The sequence below is a fragment of the Micromonospora sp. NPDC051925 genome (genome assembly GCF_044548625.1).
Classification (GTDB): Bacteria; Actinomycetota; Actinomycetes; order Mycobacteriales; family Micromonosporaceae; genus Micromonospora.
In genome coordinates, this window is the sequence record NZ_JBIUCH010000021.1 from 94512 (window position 1) to 119394 (window position 24883).

Here is a 24883-nt window from a genome sequence, read left to right on the forward strand (position 1 = left end):
TAACTCATTGCTCCCGTTCGACTACCTCACAAGTCTTCTCCCGCCTGGTGAGACGGCATTGCAAGCCTACTAATCCTATCGGCAGGATAGGAAATCGGAAGGCTGGCGTTGTCGTGCTGGTCATTGGTCTGCCGGGGTCGAGGACGACGCGCCCCACGTACCGAAAGGTGGGATGTCGATGACCGTCACGCACCCCGTCGGTGCCGAGGAGGTCGTGCTCGGCAGCGGGCGGTCGCCCGCGCCGCCGGGCCGCCCACCCGCCACCGGCGTCGTCGGACGCCTCACCCGGCCACTGCCCGCGCTACTGCTCGTCGGCCTGCTCGCCGCCGGCTGGCAGCTCATGGCGCACACCTCCGGCAGCGCCCTGATCCCCGGCCTCGGTGATGTCACCCGCAACCTGGTCGACATCACCGCCAGCGGCGCGCTGTGGGAGAACGTCCGGGTCACCCTCACCCGCGTCGCGCTGGGCTTCGCGGCGGCGTTCGTCGTCTCCGTCGCCGCCGGCATCGCGATGGGCCGCAGTGAGTGGCTACGCCGCTTCCTGGAGCCCGCCGTACTCATCGGACTGGCCACCCCCGGCCTGGTCAAAGCCCTGCTGTGCGTGATCTGGTTCGGGGTGAGCCTGCTCAATCCCGTCCTCACCGTGGCGCTCGCGGCGGCCCCCGCGCTGACCATCAACATCGCGCAGGGCGTCCGCTCGGTCGACCCGGCGCTGGGCGAGATGGCCCACGTCTACCGGTTCGACGCGCTGACCCGGCTGCGGTACGTGTGGCTGCCCGCCATCGTCCCCGACCTGTTCACCGGGGCGCGACTGGGCATCGCGATGGCGTGGAAGGTCATCGTGCTGGTGGAGATCTTCGGCCTCGCCGACGGCGTCGGCTACCAGCTCAACCTGGAGTTCTCCCAGCACAACGTGGCCGGAGTGCTCGCCTGGACCGTCGCCTTCGCCCTGGTCATGGCCGCCATCGAGTACGGACTGCTGCAGACCCTGGAGCGACGCGCGGTGCGCTGGCGGCGGGTGGCGCTGCGATGAGCATCCGGATCAGTCTCGACGGAGTCGACAAGGCGTTCACCAACCGGCGAACCGGTGAACGGCAGCAGATCTTCCGCGACTTCTCCCTCACCCTCGCGCCCGACGAACTGGTCGCCGTGGTCGGCGGTTCCGGCACCGGCAAGACCACCCTGATGCACCTGATCGCCGGCCTGGAGCGCCCCGACCGGGGCACCGTCTCCACCGGCGGCGGGCGGCCCCGCCTCGGCATGGTGTTCCAGCAGCCCCGGCTGCTGGACTGGACCTCCGTCGAGACCAACGTGCGGCTCGCCGCGACGGCGTCCGGCGTCGACGCCGTCGAGGTCGCCCCGATCCTCGACGCCGTCGGCCTGACCGAGTACGCCCGGTCGTACCCGTCGGTGCTCTCCGGCGGGCAGCGCCAGCGCGTCGCCGTGGCTCGGGCGTTCGTCGTACGACCCGAGGTGCTGTTGCTCGACGAGCCGTTCAGCGCGCTGGACGAGCTGACCGCCCGCCGCCTGCGACTGCTGCTGCAACAGCTCTGGCTGCGTACCCCGCGCACCGGCCTACTGGTCACCCACAACGCGCTGGAGGCCGCGTTCCTCGCCGACCGGGTGGTGGTGCTCGGCGGACGCCCCGCCGAGATCGTCCAGGAGTACCGCATCGACCGCCCGCGTCCCCGCAGCCCGGAGGACCCCGAACTGTTCGACGTGCACCGCCGCATCGTCGCCGCCCTCACCTGAACCGGCCCCACCCTCGGCGCGGCCACCGGCCCGCCCCCCGCCCCCGCGAGCCGGGCACCCACCTGAGTCACCTGGAAGGAACCCCCGTGTCCACGACACCCCTCACCCGACGATCCCTGCTGCGTGCCGCCGGGCTCCTCGCCGGCGGCGCCGGCGCGGCCACCCTGCTGACCGCCTGCGGCGCCGACGAGCCGGTCGCCGCAGGCGGCACCCGCAGCGCCAAGGTGCAGCCCCGCAGCCCCGGCACGGCGGGAGCGATCCGCGACTCCGTGGCCGAGCAGTTCGGCCTGGAGGCCAAGCACGGGCTCAGCCTCGACCGCAGGGCCGGCGGCGGCCCCGGTGCGGGACAGGAGCAGCTGCTCACCGGCGTGCTCGACATCTACGCCTTCGGTCCGCTGGGCGCGACCGAGGTGAACACCAGCGGCCACGACGTGGTCATCATCGGGCCGTCGCTGTGGAACCACGGCCGTTGGATCGTCCCGGCCGACAGCCCGTACCAGAGCATCACCGACCTGAAGGGCAAAAAGGTCGGCGTGCAGCCGCCCAGCAGCGACACCTACCGGGCGGCGGCGCTCGCCTCGGCCGTCAACGGCATCCGCTTCGACCGCGATTTCAAGCTGTTCACCGGGCAGCCCATCGCCAACCTCGCCCTGTACGAGCGCGGCGATCTCGACGCGATCATCGCCATCGAGCCCAACGCCACCCGCCTGGTCGGCTCCGGAAACCGACAGCTCGCCTCCGTCGACGAGTTGTGGCGCAAGGGCACCGGCGACAGCAGTCCGCTGTTCCTCAACGGCACCGCCGTACGCCGCGACTGGCTGGCCGCCAACCGGGAGACCGCGAAGGCGTACGTCGACTTCACCCTGGACGCCTGGCAGCTGATCAGGAAGGACCCGACCCTGATCGGGAAGTACCACGCTGACTACGGCGTCCCCGCCGACGAGAGGAAGGCGATCGAGCTGCTGCCGGAACGGCTCGCCCCGGTCTACGCCGACGTGTGGGACGACACCGTCTTCGCCAACCTGGAGAAGCAGATCGACCTGGCCATCGAGGTCGGCGTGCTGAAGAAGCGGGCCGACAAGCCGGTGTACGAGAAGCTCTGAACCCCGATGACCCTGCCCTGGCGCAGCCGCGCCGCCCTGCTGGTGTGCTGCGGGACGCTGTTCCTCGGCGTCCTCGACGGCGCGGCGTTGAACCTGGCCCTGCCGTCGGTGCAACGCGAACTGCGGCTGAGCACGGTCGAGCTGCAGTGGGTGGCCACCAGCAACGCGCTGGTGCGGGCCAGCCTCACCCTGCTCTGCGGCGCGATCGCCGACCGGTACGGGCGGCGGCGGATGTTCCGGGTCGGGCTGCTGGTGTTCGTCGCGGGGTCGCTGCTGTGCGGGGCGGCCCCGCACGCGCCCGCCCTGATCGCCGCCCGGGGCGTACAGGGCGTCGGGGGCGCGTTGATGGCCCCGCCCGCCCTCGCCCTCATCGCCAACCTGTTCCCCGACGCGGTGCGGCGCGGCCGGGCGCTGGGCACCTGGAGCGCGACGGCCGGGGTCTCCGCCGCCTGCGGGCCCCTGGTCGGCGGGGTGCTGGTGCAGGCCGCCGGCTGGCGCAGCCTCTTCGCCGTGAGCATCGGCGGCGCGGCGCTGCTCTACCTGGGCACCCGGCTGCTGCCGCCGGGTGTCGTCGACGGTCCGCCCCGACGCCTCGACGGGCTGGGCAACACCCTGGCCGCACTGGTCCTGGTCGGCTTCACGTTCGCGCTGATCGACGGCCCCAGCCGGGGCTGGCTGACCGGCCCGGTCCTGGCCGCCGTGGCCGTGGCGGTGGCCGCCGCCGTCGGCTACGTGCCGGCTGCCCGCCGCCGCCCCGACCCGGTGCTCGACCCGCGCCACCTGGCGATCCCCGCGCTGCGCGGCGCGGTGCTCACCGCGATCGTGGCGTATCTGACGCTGGGTGGGTTCACCTTCGTCAACACGTTCTACCTGCAGCAGGTCCGCGGGTTCAGCCCGCTGGCCACCGGCCTGCTCACCCTGCCGACCACCCTCGGCACGCTCGTGCTCGCCAACGTCTCCGGCCGGATCGTCGGCCGGCACGGCGGCCGGCTGCCCGCCACCATTGGGCACCTGTCATTCGTGGCGTCGATGACCCTGCTCGCTCTGACCGTGACCACCGACGCGGGCCTGGCCCCGCTGCTTGTCGGCTACCTTCTGCTCGGCGCCGGCATGGGCCTGGTCAACCCGCCGGCCACCAACACGGCCGTGAACAGCCTGCCCCGCGACCGGGCCGGGGTGGCCAGCGCCATCACCAGCGCCTCCCGGCAGATCGGCACCAACCTTGGTGTCGCCGTCTTCGGCGCGGTGGTGGTGTCGGTCCTGGCCCTGACCGGCCAGCCGACCGACGACATCGCACGGGTCGCCGCCGAGGCGGGCGACGACTTCACCACCGCGCTGCGCGTCGCGTACGGGCTCGTGGCGGCCACCGCCGCGTACTGCGCATACGCGACGTGGCGACTGTTCCGCCCACCGTCCGGCCCGACCCCGGGAGAGGAGGTGGTGGGGATCGAGGACACGTCGACGGCTTCACCGACCGTCACACCCGCCAGCTGACGCAAGCGCAACACCAGCACAGAAGGGACCACCACGGTGGCACTCAAGAAGGTCAGGAGCGTCCGTAGCGGCGCCATTTTCACCCTGCCGTACCTCGTCGGCCTGGAGCACGGCTACTTCGCCGAGGAGGGCATCGACCTGGAGTTGGTCGCCCCCGGCTCGTACGACGCGGTGCTCAAGCCGATCGAGGAGCACGAGCTGGTCAGCTCGTTCGGCGGCATCTCCAAGCCGTTCGAGAGCGGTGACGTCTCCCTCTACCGGGCCTGCGAGTGGGGGCAGATCCGCCGCTCCCACGACAGCGGACGCGGCGGCCAGATCATCGCGAAGCGGGCCTCCGTGGCCAGCCAGGCGATCTTCGTGCGGGCCGATTCCGACATCAAGCACCCGCAGGGCCTGGCCAACAAGACCGTCGGCGTCAACTTCCACCACGGCTCGCACTACCTGGCCATCCAGTCCCTGGAGGGCTTCCTGGAGCAGGACGAGATCAAGGTGGTGCACGCCGGCGGGCCGGCCGAGCGGTTCCGCAAGCTGCGCGACGGCGAGATCGACGCGGTCGCGTTGATGGAGCCGTGGACCACCGCCGCCGAGAAGCTCGGCTACGTACTGATCACCGAGGCGTTCTACGTCGGCTCGGAGATCGCCAGCGCCGACGTCGACCCGGAGACCTTCGCCGCCGTCGACAGGGCCGTCCGCCGGGCCGTCAAGAAGATCAACGAGGACATCCGGCCGTACCTGCACCACTTCGTCGCCGAGGTCCCCGAGGACCTGGTCAAGCTGGAGCCGGCGGACTTCCGGCTGGGCCGGCTGCGCTACATCGACCCGGAGCCGTACCCGGAGGCCGAGTTCGAGCGCACCTACCGGTGGATGGTGAAGTGGGGCCTGATCGCCCCCGAGTCAACCTTCAACTCCATCGTGGACAACCGGGTCGTCACAGTCTGACCCGCGTGCGGGGCCGGCCCGGTCGACGACGCCCGGGCCGGACCGCGCCACGGTCAGCCCGCACGACGATGAAGCCGTCGGGGACCAGCGGTGGTCCTGCGGGGCTGGCGGGCGTCTCCCCGGAAGTGGTCTCCCCGATGACGGACCGAAGTGGACCTGTGGAACGGAGCCCCGCGGCGGTTGAGTAGTCCCCATCAGCCGAGATGAACAGCAAAAGGGGAATGTGGCAATGAGACAGCGCAGGGGATCACTTCTGATCGCGGTCGCGGTGGGCACGCTCGCCGCCACCGCGTTGCACACCGCCGCGGCGGCCGCACCCGTCCCGGTCCGGGTGCCCGTGGCGCAGGCGCAGCCGACGGTGTCGCCGGTGCAGACGGTCAAGGACGAGCTGAACCAGCAACTGGTGCGCGCTCTGCAGGATCCCGTGGCGCGGCGGACGTTCGTCGGCGCGATCGTCGATGAAGGGCAGGCCGATCTGACCACCGTGCTGGCCGAGGCCGGGGCGGCGGGTGCGGACTTCACCCGCGCCGCGATCGATGCCAACCAGCAGGTGATCAACCTGAAGGGTCTGGACGGCATGCGCGAGTCGGCCCTGCGTGGCCGGCTGGCCAACCCGGCCACCGCCCGGCAACTCGCGTCCGGCGTGGCACCGCTGCTGGCCGCCAGTCCGAGGGACAACACCACCGACAAGACCTTCCCCGCGTACGACCTGAACGGTCGCCGGGTCGATCTGGAACTCGCCACCATGGCGAGCGTGCCGGTGATCCTGGTCGAGTTGGACGAGGACACGATCAACCCGATCGGGCTACGCATCATCAGCGCCGAGTTGAACGCGCTCGGCATGGCCAGCGACCTGCAGGCACCCGCTGGCGACGAGGGCTCGGAGCCGATGACGGAGGGGACCAGGACGGCGGGTGCCGCGAGCAGGGCCGCCGCCGGTGGCGGTGCCGGGACGGCCGGTGAACCGCAGTACACGGCGACCCGGCTGGACCGGATCGGCCTGACCGACGACGAGGAGCCGCCGTGGAAGTTCGGGGCGGAGATCTACGGACTCGTCCTCGGGCAGGGCAAGGACGGCAAGGGGCGTACCGACGTCGTCGACATGCAGTACCTCGACAACGACCACACCTGGTACTACCCGCATCAGCAGCTCATCAACTGGTCCAACTTCAAGTGGAACTCGGTCGACCTGCTGCTGATGGAGCAGGACGACAGCACCAATTACAAGGCCATCGCCAAGACCGTCGTCAGCAGCGTCGGTGCCCTCGTCGGCTGGGTCAGCTACGTCCCGCTGATCAATGCCGTGCTCGACGCGTTGCCGAACGGCTGGTTCACCGATGACGACGACTACGTCGACTCGTTCTACATGCTGAACAAGACGCAGAACACGTACCTGTGGGGAGCGGCGCACAACGCGCAGATCAAGATCTCGCCGGTGACCGTCACCGCGAGCTGATCGGCCGGGGCTCGTAGGGGAGCGGGTGGGAGGACTCGTCCGAGTCCACCCACCCGCGTCTCCCGCTATGCCCCGCCCAGCGCGTCGACCAGTCGGGCCAGTCCGGCCCGCAGGGTCGAATCGGGCAGGTGGGCGTAGCCCAGCACGAGCGCGGCGTCCGGCCGAGGCACGCGCTGATAGCGGCACAGACCGGGCACGAGTAGCCCGCGCCCGGCCAGCTCGGTGGTGACGGTGTCGACGTCGGGCCCGTCGGGCAGGCGCAGCCCCACGGTGCCCACCGCGTCGAGCGCGAACAACTCCACCCGCCCCCGCAGCGGCGCCAACGCCGCCAGCACCAGCTCTCGCTTGCGTGCGTGGAGGCCGACCAGCCGTCGCATCAGCCGGGTGAGCGTGCCGTCGGCGAGCAGGTGGGCGATGGCGAGCTGGGTGAGGTACGACGGCTGCTCCGGACTGTCGGTCAGGTGTGCCCGTAACCGGCGGGCGAGGTAGGACGGCACGACCGCGTACCCCAGGTTCAGGGCCGGCGTGAGCAGTTCGGCGAAGCCGCCGACGAGCACCATGCCGGCCCCGTCGGCGGCGTCCAGCAGCCGGGGCAGCCGGGCGGCGTCGGGGCGGGGAACCGCGTCGCAGGCGATCTCGACCACGTGGCCGCCCGTGCGGACGGCCCAGTCGACGGTGTCGCGACGGTGTGTCGCGGAGAGCACGTGACCGAGCGGCAGCTGCGCGTCGGCGGTGAGGACCAGGACGTCACAGTCCGGTGCGACGCCGTCGAGGCGGACGCCCTGCTCGTCCACCGGCAGCGACGACACCTGTCCCGCCGTGTCGTCGACCGCCCGCCGCAGGGCCGGCGGCATCGGATCCTCGACCGCCACGCTCCCGCACCGGCTGCCGAGAGCTTCCAGCACGACGCGCAGTGAATGCCCCACGCCGGCGGTGACCACCACCTCGTGACCGGCGGGGACCGTGCGCCTCGTACCGTCGAGGTGGGCGGTGATGGCCTGGCGCAGCTGCGGCAGCCCGAGTGGCGGCAGCGGCCCGGACGGCGGTGCGTGGTAGCTGGCCCGGCGCCCGGCGGCCCGCCAGGCGGTCAGTGGAAACGCCTCGGCACAGGGCAGGCCGGGCGTGAAGTCGATCAGAGTGTCGGATCGGTCGTCGGTTCCGGACGCTCGACCGGCCGGCGGTCGGGACGTGGATCCGGCGGTGGGGCCGGGGACGCCCCGCGCCGCCACGTAGGTGCCCGAGCCGGTGCGGCCCTCGACATAGCCACGGCCGTAGAGCAGGTCGTACGCGGCCACCGTGACTCCCCGGGAGACCCGCAGGAGCGTGCCGAGCGTACGCGTCGACGGCATCCGGGTGTGCCGGGCCAGGGTGCCCGCGTCGATCGCCGCGCAGAGCTGGTCGGCCAGCTGTTCCTGCAACGGCCGAGGTGCCCCGCGGTCCAGTTCGATGGCGAAGGTGAGGTTCTCCCGATGACGCATCCGTGCCAGTCCCCAATGCTGTCCGGCGCCGGTCCGGCCCGGCTGCCATCACCTGCCTACGGGTCGGCTCTTGCGTCCCGGCTGCCGTTCGGTTGGGGGAGGCGGTTGCGATCCGCTTGGCCGGGCGGCGGGGGCGGCTTCGGTGTGTCAGGGGCGAGGTGTCAGGGGGCGAGCTGCAACTGTGGGGCGTCCGGCGGCGCGAGCTCGGCGAGCCGGGCGGGCAGGTGGCCGAGTCGCAGTGTCTCGCCCCGCGCCCACGCGGCGTAGTACTCCCGGTCGCCGACCGTACGGCGCACGGTGTCCATGGTCTCGTCCCTGGCGGGAAGTTCCTGTGCCGGCACCGGTGTGCCGATCGCATCGCGCATCGCCGCCGCCGCGCCGAGCAGTTCGGCCGCGACCGCCGGCTCACTGCCCCGGGCGAGCACGCCGGCCAACGCCTCCAGCAGGCTCGCCGCCCGCCATCGGTCACCGACCTCGCAGTGGATCTCCAAGCTGGCCCGGAGCAGGTCGACGGCCCGCTGCGACTCCCCGTCGTGCTGCGCGATGAGACCGGCGATGTTCAGCGCCCAGGCGACGCCCTCCTTGAAGTCGAGTTCCCGGAACCGGGCCAGCGCGTCCTCGGCCAACCAGCGGGCCCGCGCATGCTGGCCCTGGTAGTGCGCCACCGCCGCCAGGTGGATCCGGGCCGATGCGACCCCTTCCGGGTCCTTCAGCAGGTGGAAGCGGGCCAGCGCGTCGTCGATGAGCCGGCCGGCCCGCTCCAGGTCGCCGGCGAGCCAGCTGGTGAAGCCGGCCATCTGCAACGTGTCGGCGACACCGCGCTCGTCCAGGATGGCCTGTTCGTCCCCGGCCCGTCGCTCGTCCCGCGCGCCGTCCCGTCCGTCGGTGGTGTTCCGGTAGATGGCAGCGACCTCCTCGTACCGGGTGAGGGCGCTGGCGTACCGGCCGCGTTCGCGGTCGATCGAGGCGAGCAGACTCAGCGACCGGGCGGTCCCCGGCAGGTTGCCGAGTTCCCGCTGCACACGCAGCGCCCGTTCGCCGTGCCGGCTGGCGCTGGCGTAGTCGCAGTCGAAGAAGGCCAGGTAGGCGACGCCGGACAGGGCGCGAGCCAGCTCTGGTGTGGTGTCGTCACCGGAGCGGGACAGGGCCTCCTCCAACCATCGTCGCCCCTCCCGGTACCGGCCGCGCAGGTGGCAGTAGCGGGCCAGGGCCGCGGCGAACCGCAACTCGTCCAGGCCGGAGCCGTGCTGCGCGTACCAGGCGAGCACGGCGACGAGGTTGTCGTGTTCCACCGTGAGCCGGTCCAGCAGACGTTCCAGCTCCGGCCCGTGCAGGTTCTTGTCGATGTCCTCCGCCAGCGACCGGTAGTGCGCGGCGTGGTTGCGACGCGCCTCGGCCGCCTCTTCCGGCCATTCGCCGAGCCGCTCGTCGGCGTACCGGCGGATCGTCTCCAGCAGCCGGTAGCGGGCCCGGTCCCGGCGGCGGTCCACCACGACCAGCGACTTGTCGACGAGATCGCCCAGGATGTCGATGGCCCGGCCGGCGGCCTGCGGCGACACCGCCTCGACCGCGTCGAGGGTGAACCCGCCCTGGAACACCGCAAGGCGGCGGAACGACGACCGCAGTGCCGGGTCGAGCAGCTGGTAGCTCCAGGCGATGGTGGCGTCGAGGGCGTGGTGGTGACCCCGGTTGCCGGGTTTGGCGGTGCGCAGCAGACCCGGGTCGTGGATCCGCTCGGCGATCTCCTGCAGGGTCAGCACCGTGGTCCGGGCGGCGGCGAGCTCGACCGCCAGCGGCAGGCCGTCGAGGCCGGCGCAGATCGCGGCGAGCGCCGGGGCGTCGGCGTCGCTCAGTTCGCGTACGGCGGCCACGGCCGCCCGGTCGAGGAACAGTCGCACCGCGTCGTAGTCGCGCAGTCCGGCGAGGCCGCCGCTGACCTCGGCACGGCGGTCACGGTCGTACCGGTGGGCCGGCGCGGACAGCGGCGGCACCGGCCAGGCCAGCTCGCCGGGTACGCCGAGCGCCTCCCGGCTGGTGGCGAGCACCCGCAGTCCGGGGCAGGTGGTCAGCAGTGATTCGACAAGCGCGGCGGCGGCATCGACCAGGTGTTCGCAGTTGTCCAGCACCAGCAGCAGCCGGAGCGGGCGGAGGTGCCGGGTCAGCAGGTCGAGCGGACCGAGGTCGGGCCGCTGCGGTAGGCCGAGCGTGGCCGCGAGCATGCTTCCCAGCAGTTCCGGGTCGCTCGTACCGGTCAGATCGACGAAGCGGACGCCGGACTCGTACCGGTCGTCGACGGTCGTCGCGACGGCGACCGCCATCCGGGTCTTCCCGCAGCCGCCGACGCCGGTGAGGGTGATCAGTCGCCGGCTGACGAGCAGGTCGGCGACCTCCGCGATGTCGGCCCGGCGGCCCACCAGGTTGGTCAGCGGCACCGGTAGCGTCGACTCCATCGGCTCGGGCAGCCCGGCGGACGGAGCCGCCGAGGCAGGCGTGGCCGGGACGCCCACCCCGGCGTCGAGTTCGGCGCCGGCCAGGATCGACGCCTCCAGGCGGCGTAGCGCCGGCCCTGGTTCGAGCCCCAACTCCGCCACGAGTACGGCTCGCGCCCGGCGGTACGCGGCCAGCGCGTCCGCCTGGCGATCGCAGCGGTGCAGGGCGATGATCAGCAGTTCCCAGAGCCGTTCCCGGAGTGGTTCGCTGGCGACCAACGCCTCCAGTTCGGCGGCCATCCGGGTGTGCTGGCCGAGTGCCAGCTCGGCGGCGATCAGATCCTCCCGCGCGTACAACCGGGCTTCCCGCAGGGCCGCGGACTCGGCGCGGGCCCAGTCACCGAGCGGGCAGTCGGCGAGCAGTTCGCCCCGCCACAGCCGCAGCGCCTCGCGCAGATTGCGGGCGGCATCGACGGCGTCGGACGCCAGGGCCGCCCGGCCCCGGCGCACCAGGTCCTCGAACCGGCGGACGTCGACCCGGTCCGTGGCCACCGCCAGCGAATAGCCCGGTGGCCTGGTGGTGATCAGTCCCGCCAGGCCGCCGGCGGTCAGCGACCTCCTCAGGTACGCCACGTGGGCGTGGAGCGTCTTCGTGGCCGAACCGGGCGGGTCCTCGCCCCAGATACCGTCGATCAGGTGGGGCACCGAGACGACGCCCGGAGCGCGCAGGGCCAGCAGCCCGAGCAGCGTCCGCTGCCGTGGCCCACCCAACCGCACCGGTGGACCACCGTCGGCGCTGACCTCCAGTGGCCCGAGCAACCGGATGTCCGGTGTGCTCGCCGCCGTGCCGTTCCCCGTCATCCGCGTCGCCCCACCGGAGGAGGAGAGCACGGCACGGCCTCCGGCACCAGCGGAGAATCCGGTTTGTTGCGAGGATGACGGTCCGGAACGGATCAGGTCACCGCAGAACCTCACAGCTGAATGCCTGGTCACCGTCGACGCCGACAGCGCAGATGTCCCGGTCCAGCGGCACCGGGTTGGCGACCCGGACGAGCTGCCGGATCGGCGGGAGGTCGTCGCCGTGGAGCACGTCCGGGCCGGCTTCGCCGGACAGCAGGTCATCGCCGGTGCCCCCGACCAGGGTGTCGTCGCCGTCGCTGCCGGTGATCTCGTCGTCGCCCGGGCCGCCGTACAGCTCGTCGTCACCGGGGCCGCCCAGGAGCCTGTCGTCGCCCGCGCCGCCGTCGAGCATGCTGCCCAGATCACCGGCCATCAGCATGTCGTCTCCGGAGCCGCCGTAGACGGTGGCGATCAGCGTCCCGCGTACGCCGAGGGTGTCCGCCATGTCGCCGGTGTCCGCCCACACGGACGTCAACGCGAACGAGTCGCAGGACACCTCGTGGTCGGTGACCGTGAGGCAGGTCGAACTCGGCGTCACCGGCGATGCCCAGTCGGTCACGTGGTAGCGACCGTCGGTGCCCTGCTTGATCGTCACGTTGTTGACCTGGCCGGGCAGGGCGACGTAGTACAGCGTCGAGTCGATGACGTAGGCGGACCCGCCCGAGGCGTACGCCGGGGCGGCGGCGAACAGCAGTGGGACGGCGGCCGTCACCAGCGATCCGCACACGCCGATCGTGGCCTTCCGGAGTCTTTCCGACACAACGTTCTCCCATTGGTCCGTGCGGGCCCTTGTTGCCCGTAGCAGTCGAGAGTGGATCAGGACGTGGTTGCGATTCGCTTGCGGCCCTGATCGCGACACCTCGCCGGCGGGGGCGGCCCCGCTGAGGTCGGTGCGCCTGTGCGTCTTGACAGAGTGCACCTGCTTGTCAGCCCGCATCGCGCGGATTGCCGCCGGCCGCTCCGCGAATCCGACCAGGGTCGCGCCCAAGAGGACACCCAGACGATCATGGTCGCTACCCCATTGTCGCGTGTCTGAAGTGGTGTGACGCTATCGCTTCAGTGCCCGATACCGCTTGAGTAGGGCGGTGATCTTGTCCGGGTCGGCTCCGCCGTTGAGTTCGGTGAGGAGGCCGTCGGGGCAGAGTTGGTAGAGGTCTCCCCACCACCGGCGGGCCTTGTTGTCCCAGACTCGGTACCCGCCAGGCACTCCGCGCGCCACGTAGCGCCGTCGACTCATGCCGTGTTCCCGGCGGTGGTGCCGAGGGTCGGGACGCGCCGGTCGGCGTTGGCGAGTATCTGGTCGGCAGTCTTGGTCCAGCGAAACGGTTGGCAGCGTTGGCGGTAGCCGTCGATGAACGTGCGGATGGCGCCCACCAGGTCCGGGACGCTGGTGACGGTGCCACGACGGATGGCCTGGCGGGTGATGATCCCGAAGAAGATCTCGACCATGGTCATCCACGACGCGCTGGTCGGGGTGAAACGCATGCCGGGCCACCTCCGCGAAACTGACCGGCGTTCCGCCCTGCTCACGTGACCAGCGAGCAGCCGCGCCGACCCTTGCGTCACCGCCAGCCCAGGCGGTGAAGAGTCCAGCATGGACATCACGGTCGCCGCCTCATCGATCACCGGCGGCCGCCCCGATCGAGGCAGGTCCGTCTGCGTCGATCGCGGTTGGCTGCCCGTCGAGTACGGCCATGACCAGGCCGATGACCTGTTCCTGGGTGAAGACGGCGGCCGGCAGCCGGGTGCCATGGCCGAGTCGGTAGCCGCCGTAGGGCCCACGGACGGACTCGACCGGGGTGCCGGCCTCGCGGAGGATCCCGACGTAAGGGCGCGCGGCGCGTTCGGTCACGTCGAGACCCGACGCGAGTTGGCCGGCGGTCGTGCCGGGACGGTCCCGCAGGATTTCGAGCGTGCGCAGGGCCCGGCGGTGGGGCTGGCGGCATTCTCCACGCACCGGACGGTACCGGAAGGGAAACGTCCGGAGTCGACGCTACGTTGGCGGCATGACTGATGAACAGATCGTGCTTCTCGGCGGCCTGTGGCTCGACGCTTCGGCGTGGGACGGCGTCGTCTCCGAGCTGGCGCGGCGGGGCCGGCGCGCGGTGGCGGTGAGCCTGCCGGGCCGGAGCGCAGCGGCGGCTGCCTCGCTGCGGTGGGCGAAGGCGCAGCCATGCCGTGCCGACTGAGGCCGGTTCCCGGTCGCTGTCACGCCAGCCGCGTCTCGATCATGTCCAGGTGCCAGTCGACCACGTCGGGGGGAGTGGACCGGACCGCCCAGGTGAGTTGGCGCAACATCCAGTGGGCCCAGTACAGCCGTAGCGTGGCGGGGGCGATCCGGTGGGCGAGGATCTCGTCCAGGTGGACTGCTGCGGCGGTCTCCACCGGGTCGGCGTCCGTCGCCCGGACGAACCACTCCCGATCGATCCTGGTCTGAATGAGGGCGAAGAGCCGATCGCCGCGGCTGGCTCCGAGATTCCAGTCGACGACTCCGGTGGCGTGGTCGTGGTCCACCACGAGGTCGTGCCTGGCAACCGGCAGGCCGCGAGCGCGGACCTGGGCGAGTACCTCGACCGTCCGCTCGGCCTCGGCGAACGGGCCCAGGAACCTGGTCACCACGGCTGGTCGGCCATCCGGCCACTCGGCGTAGATGGCACCGCCGAGCCTTCCGTGCCACGCACGACCGACGACCCGCAACCCCGCACCGGTACGTCGATTGACCGCGGAGACGATCTCGTGATCCCGTGTGGCGACAGTCCTGCTGTCCATATCGGTAGCCTCATGTCGGACCGCGATCAGCGATCGGTCCCGGCGTTCCACAGCGATGGCGCGGTGGCAAAGCGTCGGCGATGGGCTCAGCCGTGGTGGGGGGCGGGTCGTCGTCGGCGTCGTGGCAGGTCGCTGTCCGAGGTGGTGGGGATGCCGAGTCGGCGTTCGACGATCCGGCGGCGAACCGCACCTGCCGACCGCTGCACTTCGTCGGCCAGGATCGTGTTCCGGAAACGGCTGTAGCGGTACAGGACGGTCAGCAGGCCGACGGCGAGGAAGGCGACCACCAGTGTGGCCGCGCCCAGCACGACCCAGGCACCCCGTCGCCGATCTGCGAGGTACGGGGATGCGGCCACGGCCATGGCGGTCAGGGTCGACACCGCCCAGGCGAGCACGAGGACAGTGGTTGTCCCATGTGCGCGCAGCCAGCGGCGGGGGCCACGGTCGCGGCGGTCTCGCAGGGCCGGTAGGACGTGGTCCAGCAGGAGCGTCAGGGCCTGCTCGAGTGCGGCCGAACCCGCCGTATCGGCGCTTTCGTGGACGACGCGGCGAAGGGTGCTGCGGATCTTGACCGGATCGTCCGCAGGGACCGAGTCTGGCGGCCACTGCTCGTCGAACCGGCGCTGGCGGACGCTGTGGATCGCCGCCCAGGTGACCAGCACGGCGGGGATCGGCATCCCGAGCAGCCATCCCAGGTATCCCGGCCATCCCGCCTCCTGCGTCGCGATGTTGATGCCGTAGCCGCCCACGGCGGCGACGAGAACGGCCGCGACCGGCTGCTGGACACTCCTGACGTACTCGTGCTCACGCATCCCCTGGACCAGTGCGTTCACCCGCTCGAGCCGGTGCCGCAGCAGATAGGTCAGCAAGGTGCTGACGACGACTGCGGCCATCACCGCCACCGACCACACGGCTGCCGCGAACAACACCGGCGGCTCATCGGCGGACGGCGCAGCCACCAGCACAGAACGGGTCACGTACGTCGATGCTAGGCGGTCGGGCAAGCCGGCAACGCCCGGCTGGCCCGGGGCCAGGCCGATGTCACGACCTGCCTGCCGGTTCTCCTGTCCGGCCCGAACAGAGTGGGGATCGGTGGGCCGCCGAGGTGGAGCACCGCCAGGAGCGACAAGGGCGTCGGGCGAGCGGAGGCCGAAGACCCAGTGGGTGTTCTTCAGCTACCGGGGCGCGTCGACGGTGACTCAGCGGCGTGGCCCGACCGGGCTGTCGACAGTCATCATGATGCGGTGTTCCCCCGACGCCTGCGGCTTGCCGCACAACGATCCCGCACTCCGGCCTCGCCGGAACGCACCAAGATCACCGACTGGGTACAAGCAGGCGCCGCTCTTGTCGCCGCAGTGTTCGCAGGTGGGGCACTCCTCATTTCGGTGGACACTCTCAAAGATCAACAGCGGATCAATCAGAGTCAGTTGGATCTCAACACCGAGGCGCAAGATCGGCAGCAGAAGCGCTACGCGTCCCGCGTCGCATGGTGGGCAACGACGCATGTGCCCACCTGGAATGACTACCGGATCATGGTGCAGAACCGGTCCACCGCACCGCTGCGGGGCCTGGAGTTCTTCATGCCTGAACAGCATCGATGGCTGTTGGGAGACACTGGGGCGCCGATGCTGCTCTTCATGTCTGACATCCCCCCGTGCACGGTGGTGGGATACCGCATCCCGCTGGATCTGGACGACAGGGCGGCGGGTGTCATCCGGGCGAGCTTCTCCGACCCGGTCTGGGAACTGCGCTTCACGGACAACCTCGACCGATGGGTGATCTCCGAGCAAGGGCTCCGGCCAGCCAGGACCGTGCCGTACCCCACCCGGGACGGAGTGCCGGACATCGCCTACACCGTGCTGTCGGAAGACCAGACAGGTACGTCGGAAGCGCAGGACTGCGGCGAAGGCGGCTGAACCCGAGGGCGCGGAAGCGGCAGCCGCCAGACGGGCAGCTTCAGGCAGGCGTTGCGTTTCTGGTCGGAGTCAGGACATGCGGGTCCGATCCCCGGTCCAGGCCGCTTCGAGGATCGCGGTCAGGCTGGCGGTGTCGGTCGGGCCTGGATGGTTCTGGATCAGGCGGGTGACGCCACTGGCCATCTCCGCGAAGCGCGGGAGGTCGGCGCGTGCCACGCCGATGTCCGCCAAGGTGGGCGGGATGCCGATGTCGGCAAGGAGCCGGTCGAGCCAGGTGAGGAACGTATCCGCCGCCTCGGCATCCGAGGCGTCGGTCACGTCGAGCCCGCACACCCCGGCGAGGATGGCCAACCGGTCGCCGATGGCATCCCTGGCCGCGTCCAGCGCGTAGGGCAGCAGCAGCCCGACGCCCAGGCCGTGCGGCGTGTGCGTGGCGGCGCCGATGGGGTACTGGAGGGCGTGCGGGGCCGCGTTGCCCGCGTGGGAGAAGGCGAGCCCGGCGAGCATGGACCCGTAGGACATGTCCGCGCGTGCGTCCGTGTCGCCGCCGTTCCGGACGGCACGCCGCAGGCTACGGGCGATCCGCTCCGCGGCCAGCAGCGCGTAGTGGTCGGTGACCGGGTTCCGGCCGAGGAACACCTGCTCCACCGGGTCGCGCGGTCCGTGCGCCCGGGGCCGTGCGGTGTAGCTCTCCACCGCGTGACAGAACGCGTCGATGCCGGAGTGGGCGGTGACGGTCGCAGGGCAGGTGTAGGTGAGCTCGGGGTCGACGATGGCGAAGTCGGGCACGATGTGGACGCTGGAAACCCCCACCTTCAGCTCGCGGTCCGGGTCGGTCAACACCGAGACGGGTGTGAGCTCGGAGCCGGTGCCGGACGTCGTCGGGACCGCGACGAGAGGAATGGTCGGCCCCGGCACCTTCGACTCGCCGTAGAAGTCGCGCGGCGTCCCACCGTGGCGTCGGATGACCCCGACGATCTTGGCGAGGTCGATCACCGTGCCACCCCCGATGGCGAGGATCACGTCGGCGTCCACCTCGGCGGCGACCGAGACGGCCAGGGCGACATCGGCGAGTGGCACGTCTGGAGTCGCGTCGGAGAACACCTCGACGACCTCGACCTTCTCCCGCACGGCGGCCACGATCTCGGCCACGCCCGGCTGCCCCAGAAGAACCTGGTCGGTCACGATGAGGACTCGCGAGCCACTCTCGGCCACCACTCGCGGGATGTTCTGCGCGACCCCTTCGCCCACTATCAGCTGGCGTGGTCCGCGGACGGTCTCAAGCATGTCAGTGCCTCTCCGGAACGTCGGCGGCGATGTGCTGGGCGGACGTCCAGGTCACCTGCGAGACCGGGACGGTGTCGGCAAGGCTCTCGGCGGGCGTCCGGAGCAACGGGCCGGTCACGGTAGGTCGATCGCCGCGTAGGTGAGGTCGAGGTACTCGAGGATGCCCTCGTGCGACCCCTCCTTGCCGATCCCGGACTGCTTCACGCCTCCGAACGGAGCCGACGGGTCCGAGATCAGACCACGGTTGATGCCGATCATCCCGGTCTCCAGCCCCTCGGTGAACCGGAGCGCCCGCTGCAGGTCACGGGTGAAGACGTATCCGACCAGGCCGTGCTCGGTGTCGTTGGCCTTCGCCAGCACCTCGTCGTCGGACGTGAACGAGATGATCGGCGCCACCGGGCCGAAGATCTCCGCCTTCAGTATCCGCGCGTCCTCGGGCACGTCGACGAGGACCGTGGGCGGGTAGAAGTGGCCCGGCCCGTCCGGACGCTCGCCGCCCACCAGGAGCCGGGCGCCGCGATCGACCGCGTCGGCGACGAGTTCGTCGATCCTGGTGACCGAGGCATCGTCGATCAACGCCCCGACGTCCACGCCGTCGTCGAGACCAGGGCCCACCGAAAGCGCGCTCATCCGCTCGGCGAACCGCGCCGTGAACTCCTCGCGTACCGGCTCCTCGACGTAGATCCGGTTGGCCGCGATGCAGGACTCGCCGATGTTGCGCATCTTGGCCACCATGGCGCCGTCGAGCGCGACGTCCAGGTCAGCGTCGGCACACACGATCAGGGCCGCGTTGCCGCCCAGTTCCATGGAGGTACGCAGCACGTTGTCCGCAGCCTGTCGGAGCAGCACGCGCCCGACCTCGGTCGACCCGGTGAACGACAGCTTGCGGGTCCGACCGTCGGCCAGCAGTGCCGAGACCACCTTGCCGGAACGCTTGGTGGTCACCACGTTGACGACGCCCTGGGGAACGCCGACCTCCTCCATGATGCGGGCCAGGAACAGCATGGTCAGTGGCGTCTGGGCTGCCGGCTTGGTGATCGTCGTGCAGCCCGCTGCCAGCGCAGGAGCGATCTTGCGGGCGCCCATGGCCAACGGGAAGTTCCAGGGCGTCACGAAGACGCACGGTCCGACCGGCTTCGGCACGGTGAGGATGCGGTATCCACCTGCGGGAGCGGTGCTGTAGCGCCCCTCGACGCGTACGGCCTCCTCGGCGAACCACCGGAAGAACTCGGCCCCGTAGGCCACCTCTGCCCGAGCCTCGGCGAGCGGCTTGCCCATCTCCAGCGTTATCAGCCGGGCGACCTCCTCGGACCGCCCGGTCAGTGCCTGGTACGTCGCGGTCAACAACTCTGACCGTTTCCGCGGCGGGGTCGCCGCCCACTGCGCCATCGCCGTGCTCGCCGCCTCCAGAGCGGCGAGCCCGTCGACGACGTCGGCGTCCGCCACCTCGGCGATGGCCTTGCCGGTGGCCGGGTCCTCGACGGCAAAGGTGGCGCCGCTCGCGGCGTCGCGCCAGGCGTCGCCGATCCGGAGCCGCCGGTGTTCGGGGGCCAGGACGTTCATCGGGTCACTCATCGCGTCGCCTCCTGTGATCTTCGTGGGTGATGTCCGGCGTGCCTCGGCGGTCGCGGTGTGCGCGGAGGCGGACGGGTCGCCCGCCCCCGTCGGGGGCGGAGGTTGCCGAGCGGGTCGCGTGGCCCTGACCCCGTCTGCGGGCGACCCCGCGCCACCGATCGCCTTTTCCGGGCCACGGTCGTCCGGCCGTGCACACCGGTGACGGTCCGCCGAGGCGCGGTTGCCACGTGCCGGCGCATGGTGTGCCGTCGCCGCCCGCCGCGGCTACCGCCCCGCCGCCGACAGCGACAGCCCGGTGTCCGCGTCGAACAGGTGCGCACGGTCCAGGTCGACCGTGACACGCAGCCGCTCGCCCGGCGTACCGGTGACGGTGGGTCGTGCCTTGACCTTGAGGATCTCCGTCCCCACTCGGACGTCGACCACCGTTCGGTCACCGAGCGGCTCAAGCCCGTAGAGCTCTCCCGACAACGACGCGTTCCCACGCTGCTCGACGGACAGGTCCTCCGCGCGCAGGCCCAGCAGCAGCGCACGACCGTCCTGCGCCGTGGCCCAGCGGGGCCGCGGCAGCGTCCAGCCTTCCGCACCGACCAGACGATCTCCCTCGGCGTGGCAGGGGAGCAGGCTGATCGGCGGGCTCCCGACGAATCCCGCGACCCACTGGTTGGCGGGACGCTCGTACACCTCGGTCGGCGTTCCGACCTGTTGCACCTTTCCCTCCTTGAGGACCGCGACCTGGTCGGCCATGGACAGGGCCTCGACCTGGTCGTTGGTCACGTAGACGAAGGTTGCCCCGAGGCTCCGGTGGATACGGGTGAGCTCGGTGCGCATCTCGACACGGAGCTTGAGGTCGAGGTTCGTCAGCGGCTCGTCCATGAGAAACGCGCGCGGGCGGCGGACCAGCGCCCGGGCCAGGGCGACACGCTGCATCTCACCGCCCGACAACTGCGCGGGACGACGCTGCAGCAGACGTTCGATGTGCAGCAGGCTCGACATCTGCGCGACGGCAGCGGCGATCTCGCTCGAGGAACAGCGGCGGGCCCGCAGCGGCGAAGCGATGTTCTCGTACGCCGTGTGTCGCGGGTAGAGGGCGTAGTTCTGGAAGACCATGGCCAGGTCGCGTGCGGCCGGGGCGTCACCGGTCGCGTCCCTCCCGTCCAGGTGCACCGACCCGGCGTCGAGCTTCTCCAGGCCGGCGATCGCTCGCAGGGTCGTCGTCTTGCCTGCCCCGGAGGGCCCGAGCACGACGAAGAACGCGCCGTCCGGCACGTCCAGCGTCACCCCGTCCAGGGCCTGGACTTTGCCGAAGGACTTGCACAGCCCGTGTACTGCCACGGTTCCCATCAGGCCACCAACTCTTCCGTGCTCACGTCGTAGACCGCCGGGGTCCGGCCGCTGTGCCGAAGCCCGACCGGTGCGTCAGCGGCGAAACGGACAGTCGGTGGCATCCGCACCCGTACGTCGCGTTGGCCGCCGTGGTCGACCACGTAGATGATCTCGTCGCCCAGCCACTCCGCCGAGACCACGCGGGCCGGGACCGACCGTTCCGCCCCCGGCTCGGTGACCTCCAGCGCCTCCGGCCGGACGCCGGCGACCAGGCGACGGTCGCGCGGCAGGCCCGGCGGTGGCGTGAGGACCAGTCCGCCCTGACCGCGCAGCTCCCCGTCGGCCACCTCGACCTCGATGAGGTTCATCGGCGGGGAGCCGATGAACGCGGCGCAGAAGAGGCTCGACGGCCGGTCGTAGACCTCCAGCGGTGTGCCGATCTGCTCGACGCGGCCCTTGTTGAGGATGGCGATCCGGTGACCGAGCGACATCGCCTCGACCTGGTCGTGGGTGACGTAGACCATCGTCGCCCCCAGTTCCCCCTGCAGGTGCTTGATCTCCGTGCGCATGTCCGCCCGCAGCTCCGCGTCGAGATTGGTGAGAGGTTCGTCCATGAGGAACGCGCGTGGTCGTCGCACCAGGGCGCGCGCGAGCGCGACGCGCTGCTGCTCCCCGCCGGACAGTTGGCGCGGTCGCCGGTCCAGCAGTGGGCCGAGTCGCATCAGCCGGGCGGCCTCCTCGACCCGCGCGTGCACCTCCGGCTTGGGCAGTCCCTCGGCCCGCAGGGGGAACGCCAGGTTGTCGCGGGTTCTCAGATGCGGGTAGAGCGCGTAGAACTGGAACACCATGGCGATGTCGCGCTCGGCGGGCGGCAGGTCGTTGACCAGCGTGTCGCCGATACGGATGTCGCCCGTCGTCTGCCTCTCCAGGCCGGCGATGGCCCGCAACGTGGTCGTCTTGCCGCAACCCGACGGGCCGAGCATCACGAACAGTTCGCCGTCGCCGATGGACAGGTCCACGTGGTCGACCGCGACCGTCCCGTCCGGGTAGCGCTTGTGCAGGGCGGTCACCTCGATACCCGCCATCAGCGTCGCACCGCCCCGAGCGTCACACCGGCGACGAGGTGCCTGCGCACCAGGTAGGCGAAGACGAGCACCGGTAGGGCGAACACCACCGAGGCGGCGGCCACGAGCCCCCAGTCCACTGTGGTGCCACCGATGAGTCCGGCGATGGCCGGTGGGGCCGTCCGCACGCTGTCGCTGGAGGTGAGGAAGATGGCGAACACGAACTCGTTCCACGAGAAGATGAGTGCGAAGACCGCCGTCGCGGCGATGCCGGGCACGAGCAGGGGGAGGGTGAACTTCCAGAACGCCTGCAACCGGGTGTAGCCGTCGAGCATGGCGGCGTCCTCGTACTCCGCGGGCACCTCGTCGACGAACCCCTTCATCATCCAGATCGTGAACGGGACGTTGAACGCGGCGTAGATGAGGATCAGGCCGAGCTTGGTGTCGATGAGCCCGACCTGGCGGTACATCAGGAAGATCGGAACCACGACCACCACGGGCGGCATGAAGCGGGTGGACAGGACGAAGAAGAGTTGGTCCTTCTTGGCCTTCAAGGTGAAGCGGGAGTAGGCCCAGGCCGCCGGGACCCCCAGCACGGTGGCCAGCACCGTGGAGACCCCGGCGACCACGACGGAGTTGAGGAACGCCACGGACAGGGCCGAGCGGCCGCCGTCGGCACCGACGAAGACGTCCCTGAAGTGGTCGAGGGTGACCGTGAAACCGATGAACTCGGCGGGGACGGCGTAGACGTCCCGGTTCTCCTTGATGGATGTCTCGATCATCCACAGCACCGGGAAGAGCATGACGACGGCCAGCACGGTCAGCAGCGCGACCTCCAGCACGGACCGGCCCCGGCCGCCGCGGCGGCGCGCGGGCGGCCGGCGATCCCGGGCAGGACCTGCGGACACGGCCTCGTCGACGGAGACGGTCATCAGTCCTCCTTGAGCTTGTTCAGGTAGCGCAGGTAGAGCTGCGTGAGGACGATGACGACGAGGACCATGAGGATGCCGTACGCCGAGGCGGTTCCGGTGTTGAAGCCCAGGAACGCGACCTTGTAGACGTGGAACGACAACGTCTCGGTGGAGACACCGGGACCTCCGCTGGTGAGGATGTAGACGAGGTCGAACAGCCGGAAGGCCTCGATGGCCCGGAACAACACGGCGATGAGCAGCAGCGGCCACACCAGCGGAAGGGTGATGGTGCGGAACCGGAACCACTCGGACGCGCGGTCGATCGAGGCGGCCTCGTACAGGTACTTGGGAACCGCGGTGAGGCCCGCAAGCGCGATGAGCATGATGAACGGCGTCCATTGCCAGGTGTCGACCACGATCAGGGAAACCAGTGCCGTTCGCTGCCGGGTGAGCCACTCCACCTGCCCCAGGCCGAGCGAGCCGAGCATGCTGTTGATCACGCCGAACTGGGCGTCGAGCATGAACCGCCAGAACAGCCCGACCACGACCGGCGACAGCATCATCGGCACCAGGAACAGGGTGGTCAGCAGTCCCCGTCCGTGCGTACGCCGTGAGATCAGGTAGGCGATGGCGAAACCGAGCACGGTCTGCAGGGTGACGGCGCCGACCACGTAGATCAACGTCGTCAGGGCCCTCTGGTGGACCTGCGCCGACGTCAGGATGGCGGTGTAGTTCCCGAACCCGACGAAGCGGGCGGGCCCGCCGCGGGTGGCCGAGTAGTCGGTGAAAGACAGGTACAACGCCCACAGCAACGGGAACACCGACATGGCGAGCAACAGCAGCAGCGCGGGGGAGATGAAGGCCACGGCGAGTCCGCGGTCGCCCAACCGGCGGCGGGACCGACCCGGTGCAGGTGGCGTCGCGGACGCCACCTGCCCGGGGTGGTCGGTCGTCAGAGGGGTCGGGTCACTCACAGCCCGCCGCCGCCCTTGCGGTTGCTGGAGTCGAGCACGCCCTGCTGCTCCCTGGCGATGTCGTCGAGCGCATCCTTCGGCTTCTTCGCGCCGTTGAGAGCCGCGTTCACGTTGGTGTTCTCGATGTCGACGAGGCGCGCGTACTCCGGCACGTTCCACATGTCCCGCATCCGCGGAACCGAGTCGGTGTACACCTGGTTGAACGGCCCGGCATTGAGGAACTCGGGCGACTCCAGGGCGTCCGTACGCGATGGCACCCCGCCCGCCGCGGCCCACTTCTTCTGCACGTCGGCCCGCTCGAACCACTGCATGAAGTTCAGGGCCTCCGCCTGCTTCGCCGAGGGGGAGTAGGCGGACACGTGCATCCCCATCCCGCCGAGCGGGACCAGGTTCGTCTTCTGGCTCGGCAGGGTGGCGAAGCCCAGCTTGTCGAGGATCTGCTCCCGCGTGGTGCCGAGCGTCGACTGCTTCGGATCGAGCAGGCCGCCGCTCGCGGCGATCCAGTTGAACGCGATGCATGCCTTGCCCTGGGCGACCGCCGCGTTCACCTCGTCGATGAACCAGTTGCCGGAGCCCTTGGCGGTCAGCGGCTTCATCTTGTTGACCAGGACGTCCATCGCCTCGTGGCCCGCAGCGTCGTTGAGGACGCCGTCGATCTTGCGATTCTTGGCGTCCCAGAGGTTGCCGCCGTAGACGCCGTTGACCGTGTTGTAGGTGACGGCCGCGGCGTCGGAGCCGTTGGCCTGGTGGAAAGCCAGCCCGCTGACGCCGGGGTTCTCCGCCTGGCACTTCTCGGCGACGGAGATCATCTGGTCCCAGGTCTGCGGTGGCTTGTCGCCGATCAGGTCCTTGCGGTAGATCATCGTCCAGGTGTCGCCGAGCAGCGGCAGTCCGTACAGGCTGGCGTTCTCGTCGCGCTTGCCGGTCTCCGCCTGGGGGAACTGGCCGTAGGCCGCCAGGAGGTACGGGTCGTAGGCATTGACGTCGATGTTCTTCTTGACGAAGTCGGTGAGGTCGAGGATGTTGCCGTTCGTCACGGCCTCGCCGATGTGTTGCGAGTCCAGGATCGCGATGTCGAAGTCGGTCTTGCGCGCGGCGAACTGGGTGAACATCGCGTCGTGCCAGTTCGCGTTCGGCACGGTGTTGACCTTGATGGTCGCGTTCGGCCGTTCCTTCTTGTACTCCGCGTTGGCGAAGTCTTCCAGTGCGTGGGCGGGGGGCCAGTCGAACCAGATGAAGCTGAGGGTCAGCGGGTCCTTGGTGAGTTCCGGGATGGTCGCCGGCGCCTTGGGGGCGCTCGCCTTCGCGTCGTCGTCCGGGCCGTCGCCGCAAGCCGCCAGGGTCGTGGCCACCAGCAGCATGGCCGCCGTCGCCAGCCGAACCTTTCGACCGGAAACGGATGTTCGTCCTATTCGCTTCGGATGCCGCATATTCGTGCCTGCTTTCTGGGGTGGTGGGGACTTCTGGAGCCTCGCTATGTGCCTCGCCGAGCAGGTGCTGGGTCGTTCAGGCG

22 protein-coding genes and 1 pseudogene are annotated in these 24883 nt (G+C 70.6%); 8 read left to right on the forward strand and 15 right to left on the reverse strand.

Annotated features, from left to right (window positions below; genetic code table 11):
• Positions 1 to 178: 178 nt before the first annotated feature.
• From ACIG87_RS25845 to ACIG87_RS25870, 6 genes are all read left to right on the forward strand, one after another.
• The gene (locus ACIG87_RS25845) at positions 179 to 1033 is read left to right on the forward strand and encodes an ABC transporter permease (RefSeq protein ID WP_396853909.1); all 855 of its coding nucleotides are present in this window, start codon (positions 179 to 181) and stop codon (positions 1031 to 1033) included.
• Positions 1030 to 1752, forward strand: a complete 723-nt coding sequence (locus tag ACIG87_RS25850; protein WP_396853911.1) for an ABC transporter ATP-binding protein — start codon at positions 1030 to 1032, stop codon at positions 1750 to 1752. Before ACIG87_RS25845 ends, ACIG87_RS25850 begins: the two co-directional genes overlap by 4 nt.
• Before the next feature lie 86 nt (positions 1753 to 1838).
• Positions 1839 to 2855 carry an ABC transporter substrate-binding protein gene (locus tag ACIG87_RS25855; RefSeq protein WP_396853913.1) on the forward strand — a complete coding sequence of 339 codons (1017 nt, stop codon included), beginning with the start codon at positions 1839 to 1841 and terminating at the stop codon, positions 2853 to 2855.
• Between the two features lie 6 nt (positions 2856 to 2861).
• A complete protein-coding gene (locus tag ACIG87_RS25860; protein WP_396853914.1) occupies positions 2862 to 4349 on the forward strand; it encodes an MFS transporter in 1488 nt (495 codons plus the stop codon).
• A gap of 36 nt (positions 4350 to 4385) precedes the next feature.
• Positions 4386 to 5288, forward strand: coding sequence for an ABC transporter substrate-binding protein (locus ACIG87_RS25865; protein WP_396853916.1), 903 nt, complete (start codon positions 4386 to 4388; stop codon positions 5286 to 5288).
• A 229-nt stretch (positions 5289 to 5517) separates the two neighbouring features.
• Positions 5518 to 6744 (forward strand): DUF3103 family protein, encoded by a 1227-nt coding sequence (locus ACIG87_RS25870; protein WP_396853918.1) that lies wholly within the window; start codon positions 5518 to 5520, stop codon positions 6742 to 6744.
• A 65-nt stretch (positions 6745 to 6809) separates the two neighbouring features.
• Here ACIG87_RS25870 and ACIG87_RS25875 read toward each other — a convergent pair whose 3' ends face one another.
• From ACIG87_RS25875 to ACIG87_RS25900, 6 genes and pseudogenes are all read right to left on the reverse strand, one after another.
• Positions 6810 to 8222 carry a PLP-dependent aminotransferase family protein gene (locus ACIG87_RS25875; protein ID WP_396853919.1) on the reverse strand — a complete coding sequence of 471 codons (1413 nt, stop codon included), beginning with the start codon at positions 8220 to 8222 and terminating at the stop codon, positions 6810 to 6812.
• 161 nt (positions 8223 to 8383) lie between these two features.
• The gene (locus tag ACIG87_RS25880) at positions 8384 to 11512 is read right to left on the reverse strand and encodes a BTAD domain-containing putative transcriptional regulator (RefSeq protein WP_396853921.1); all 3129 of its coding nucleotides are present in this window, start codon (positions 11510 to 11512) and stop codon (positions 8384 to 8386) included.
• Positions 11513 to 11609: 97 nt separating this feature from the next.
• Positions 11610 to 12311: a calcium-binding protein gene (locus ACIG87_RS25885; protein ID WP_396853923.1), complete on the reverse strand. Its 702-nt coding sequence runs from the start codon at positions 12309 to 12311 to the stop codon at positions 11610 to 11612.
• A 288-nt stretch (positions 12312 to 12599) separates the two neighbouring features.
• A complete protein-coding gene (locus tag ACIG87_RS25890) occupies positions 12600 to 12788 on the reverse strand; it encodes a hypothetical protein (protein WP_396853925.1) in 189 nt (62 codons plus the stop codon).
• Positions 12785 to 13036, reverse strand: coding sequence for a hypothetical protein (locus ACIG87_RS25895; RefSeq protein WP_396853927.1), 252 nt, complete (start codon positions 13034 to 13036; stop codon positions 12785 to 12787). Before ACIG87_RS25895 ends, ACIG87_RS25890 begins: the two co-directional genes overlap by 4 nt.
• Positions 13037 to 13181: 145 nt before the next feature.
• A pseudogene (locus tag ACIG87_RS25900) lies at positions 13182 to 13454 on the reverse strand (helix-turn-helix transcriptional regulator); the annotation flags it as partial.
• Between the two features lie 103 nt (positions 13455 to 13557).
• On the opposite strand from ACIG87_RS25900, the gene ACIG87_RS25905 reads away from it, so the two are divergent.
• Positions 13558 to 13740 (forward strand): hypothetical protein, encoded by a 183-nt coding sequence (locus ACIG87_RS25905; RefSeq protein ID WP_396853928.1) that lies wholly within the window; start codon positions 13558 to 13560, stop codon positions 13738 to 13740.
• A gap of 19 nt (positions 13741 to 13759) precedes the next feature.
• Here ACIG87_RS25905 and ACIG87_RS25910 read toward each other — a convergent pair whose 3' ends face one another.
• Both ACIG87_RS25910 and ACIG87_RS25915 read right to left on the reverse strand, forming a co-directional pair.
• Positions 13760 to 14167 (reverse strand): hypothetical protein, encoded by a 408-nt coding sequence (locus tag ACIG87_RS25910; protein ID WP_396853930.1) that lies wholly within the window; start codon positions 14165 to 14167, stop codon positions 13760 to 13762.
• Positions 14168 to 14406: 239 nt separating this feature from the next.
• On the reverse strand, positions 14407 to 15285 hold the full coding sequence (locus ACIG87_RS25915; protein WP_396853931.1) for a hypothetical protein: 879 nt from the start codon (positions 15283 to 15285) through the stop codon (positions 14407 to 14409).
• A gap of 279 nt (positions 15286 to 15564) precedes the next feature.
• Here ACIG87_RS25915 and ACIG87_RS25920 point away from each other — a divergent pair, with 279 nt between their 5' ends.
• Positions 15565 to 16236 (forward strand): hypothetical protein, encoded by a 672-nt coding sequence (locus ACIG87_RS25920; RefSeq protein WP_396853932.1) that lies wholly within the window; start codon positions 15565 to 15567, stop codon positions 16234 to 16236.
• A gap of 69 nt (positions 16237 to 16305) precedes the next feature.
• On the opposite strand, the gene ACIG87_RS25925 is transcribed toward ACIG87_RS25920, so the two are convergent.
• The 7 genes from ACIG87_RS25925 to ACIG87_RS25955 form a co-directional block, all read right to left on the reverse strand.
• A complete protein-coding gene (locus ACIG87_RS25925) occupies positions 16306 to 17523 on the reverse strand; it encodes an iron-containing alcohol dehydrogenase (protein WP_396853933.1) in 1218 nt (405 codons plus the stop codon).
• Between the two features lie 114 nt (positions 17524 to 17637).
• Positions 17638 to 19098, reverse strand: coding sequence for an NAD-dependent succinate-semialdehyde dehydrogenase (locus ACIG87_RS25930; protein ID WP_396853935.1), 1461 nt, complete (start codon positions 19096 to 19098; stop codon positions 17638 to 17640).
• A 264-nt stretch (positions 19099 to 19362) separates the two neighbouring features.
• Positions 19363 to 20439, reverse strand: a complete 1077-nt coding sequence (locus ACIG87_RS25935; protein WP_396853936.1) for an ABC transporter ATP-binding protein — start codon at positions 20437 to 20439, stop codon at positions 19363 to 19365.
• On the reverse strand, positions 20439 to 21506 hold the full coding sequence (locus ACIG87_RS25940) for an ABC transporter ATP-binding protein (protein ID WP_396853938.1): 1068 nt from the start codon (positions 21504 to 21506) through the stop codon (positions 20439 to 20441). Before ACIG87_RS25940 ends, ACIG87_RS25935 begins: the two co-directional genes overlap by 1 nt.
• On the reverse strand, positions 21506 to 22417 hold the full coding sequence (locus ACIG87_RS25945) for a carbohydrate ABC transporter permease (RefSeq protein WP_396853940.1): 912 nt from the start codon (positions 22415 to 22417) through the stop codon (positions 21506 to 21508). The genes ACIG87_RS25940 and ACIG87_RS25945 overlap by 1 nt, the downstream gene beginning before the upstream one ends.
• Positions 22417 to 23262: a carbohydrate ABC transporter permease gene (locus ACIG87_RS25950; protein WP_396853942.1), complete on the reverse strand. Its 846-nt coding sequence runs from the start codon at positions 23260 to 23262 to the stop codon at positions 22417 to 22419. Before ACIG87_RS25950 ends, ACIG87_RS25945 begins: the two co-directional genes overlap by 1 nt.
• Before the next feature lie 104 nt (positions 23263 to 23366).
• Positions 23367 to 24731 (reverse strand): extracellular solute-binding protein, encoded by a 1365-nt coding sequence (locus ACIG87_RS25955; protein WP_396853944.1) that lies wholly within the window; start codon positions 24729 to 24731, stop codon positions 23367 to 23369.
• Positions 24732 to 24883 lie beyond the last annotated feature (152 nt).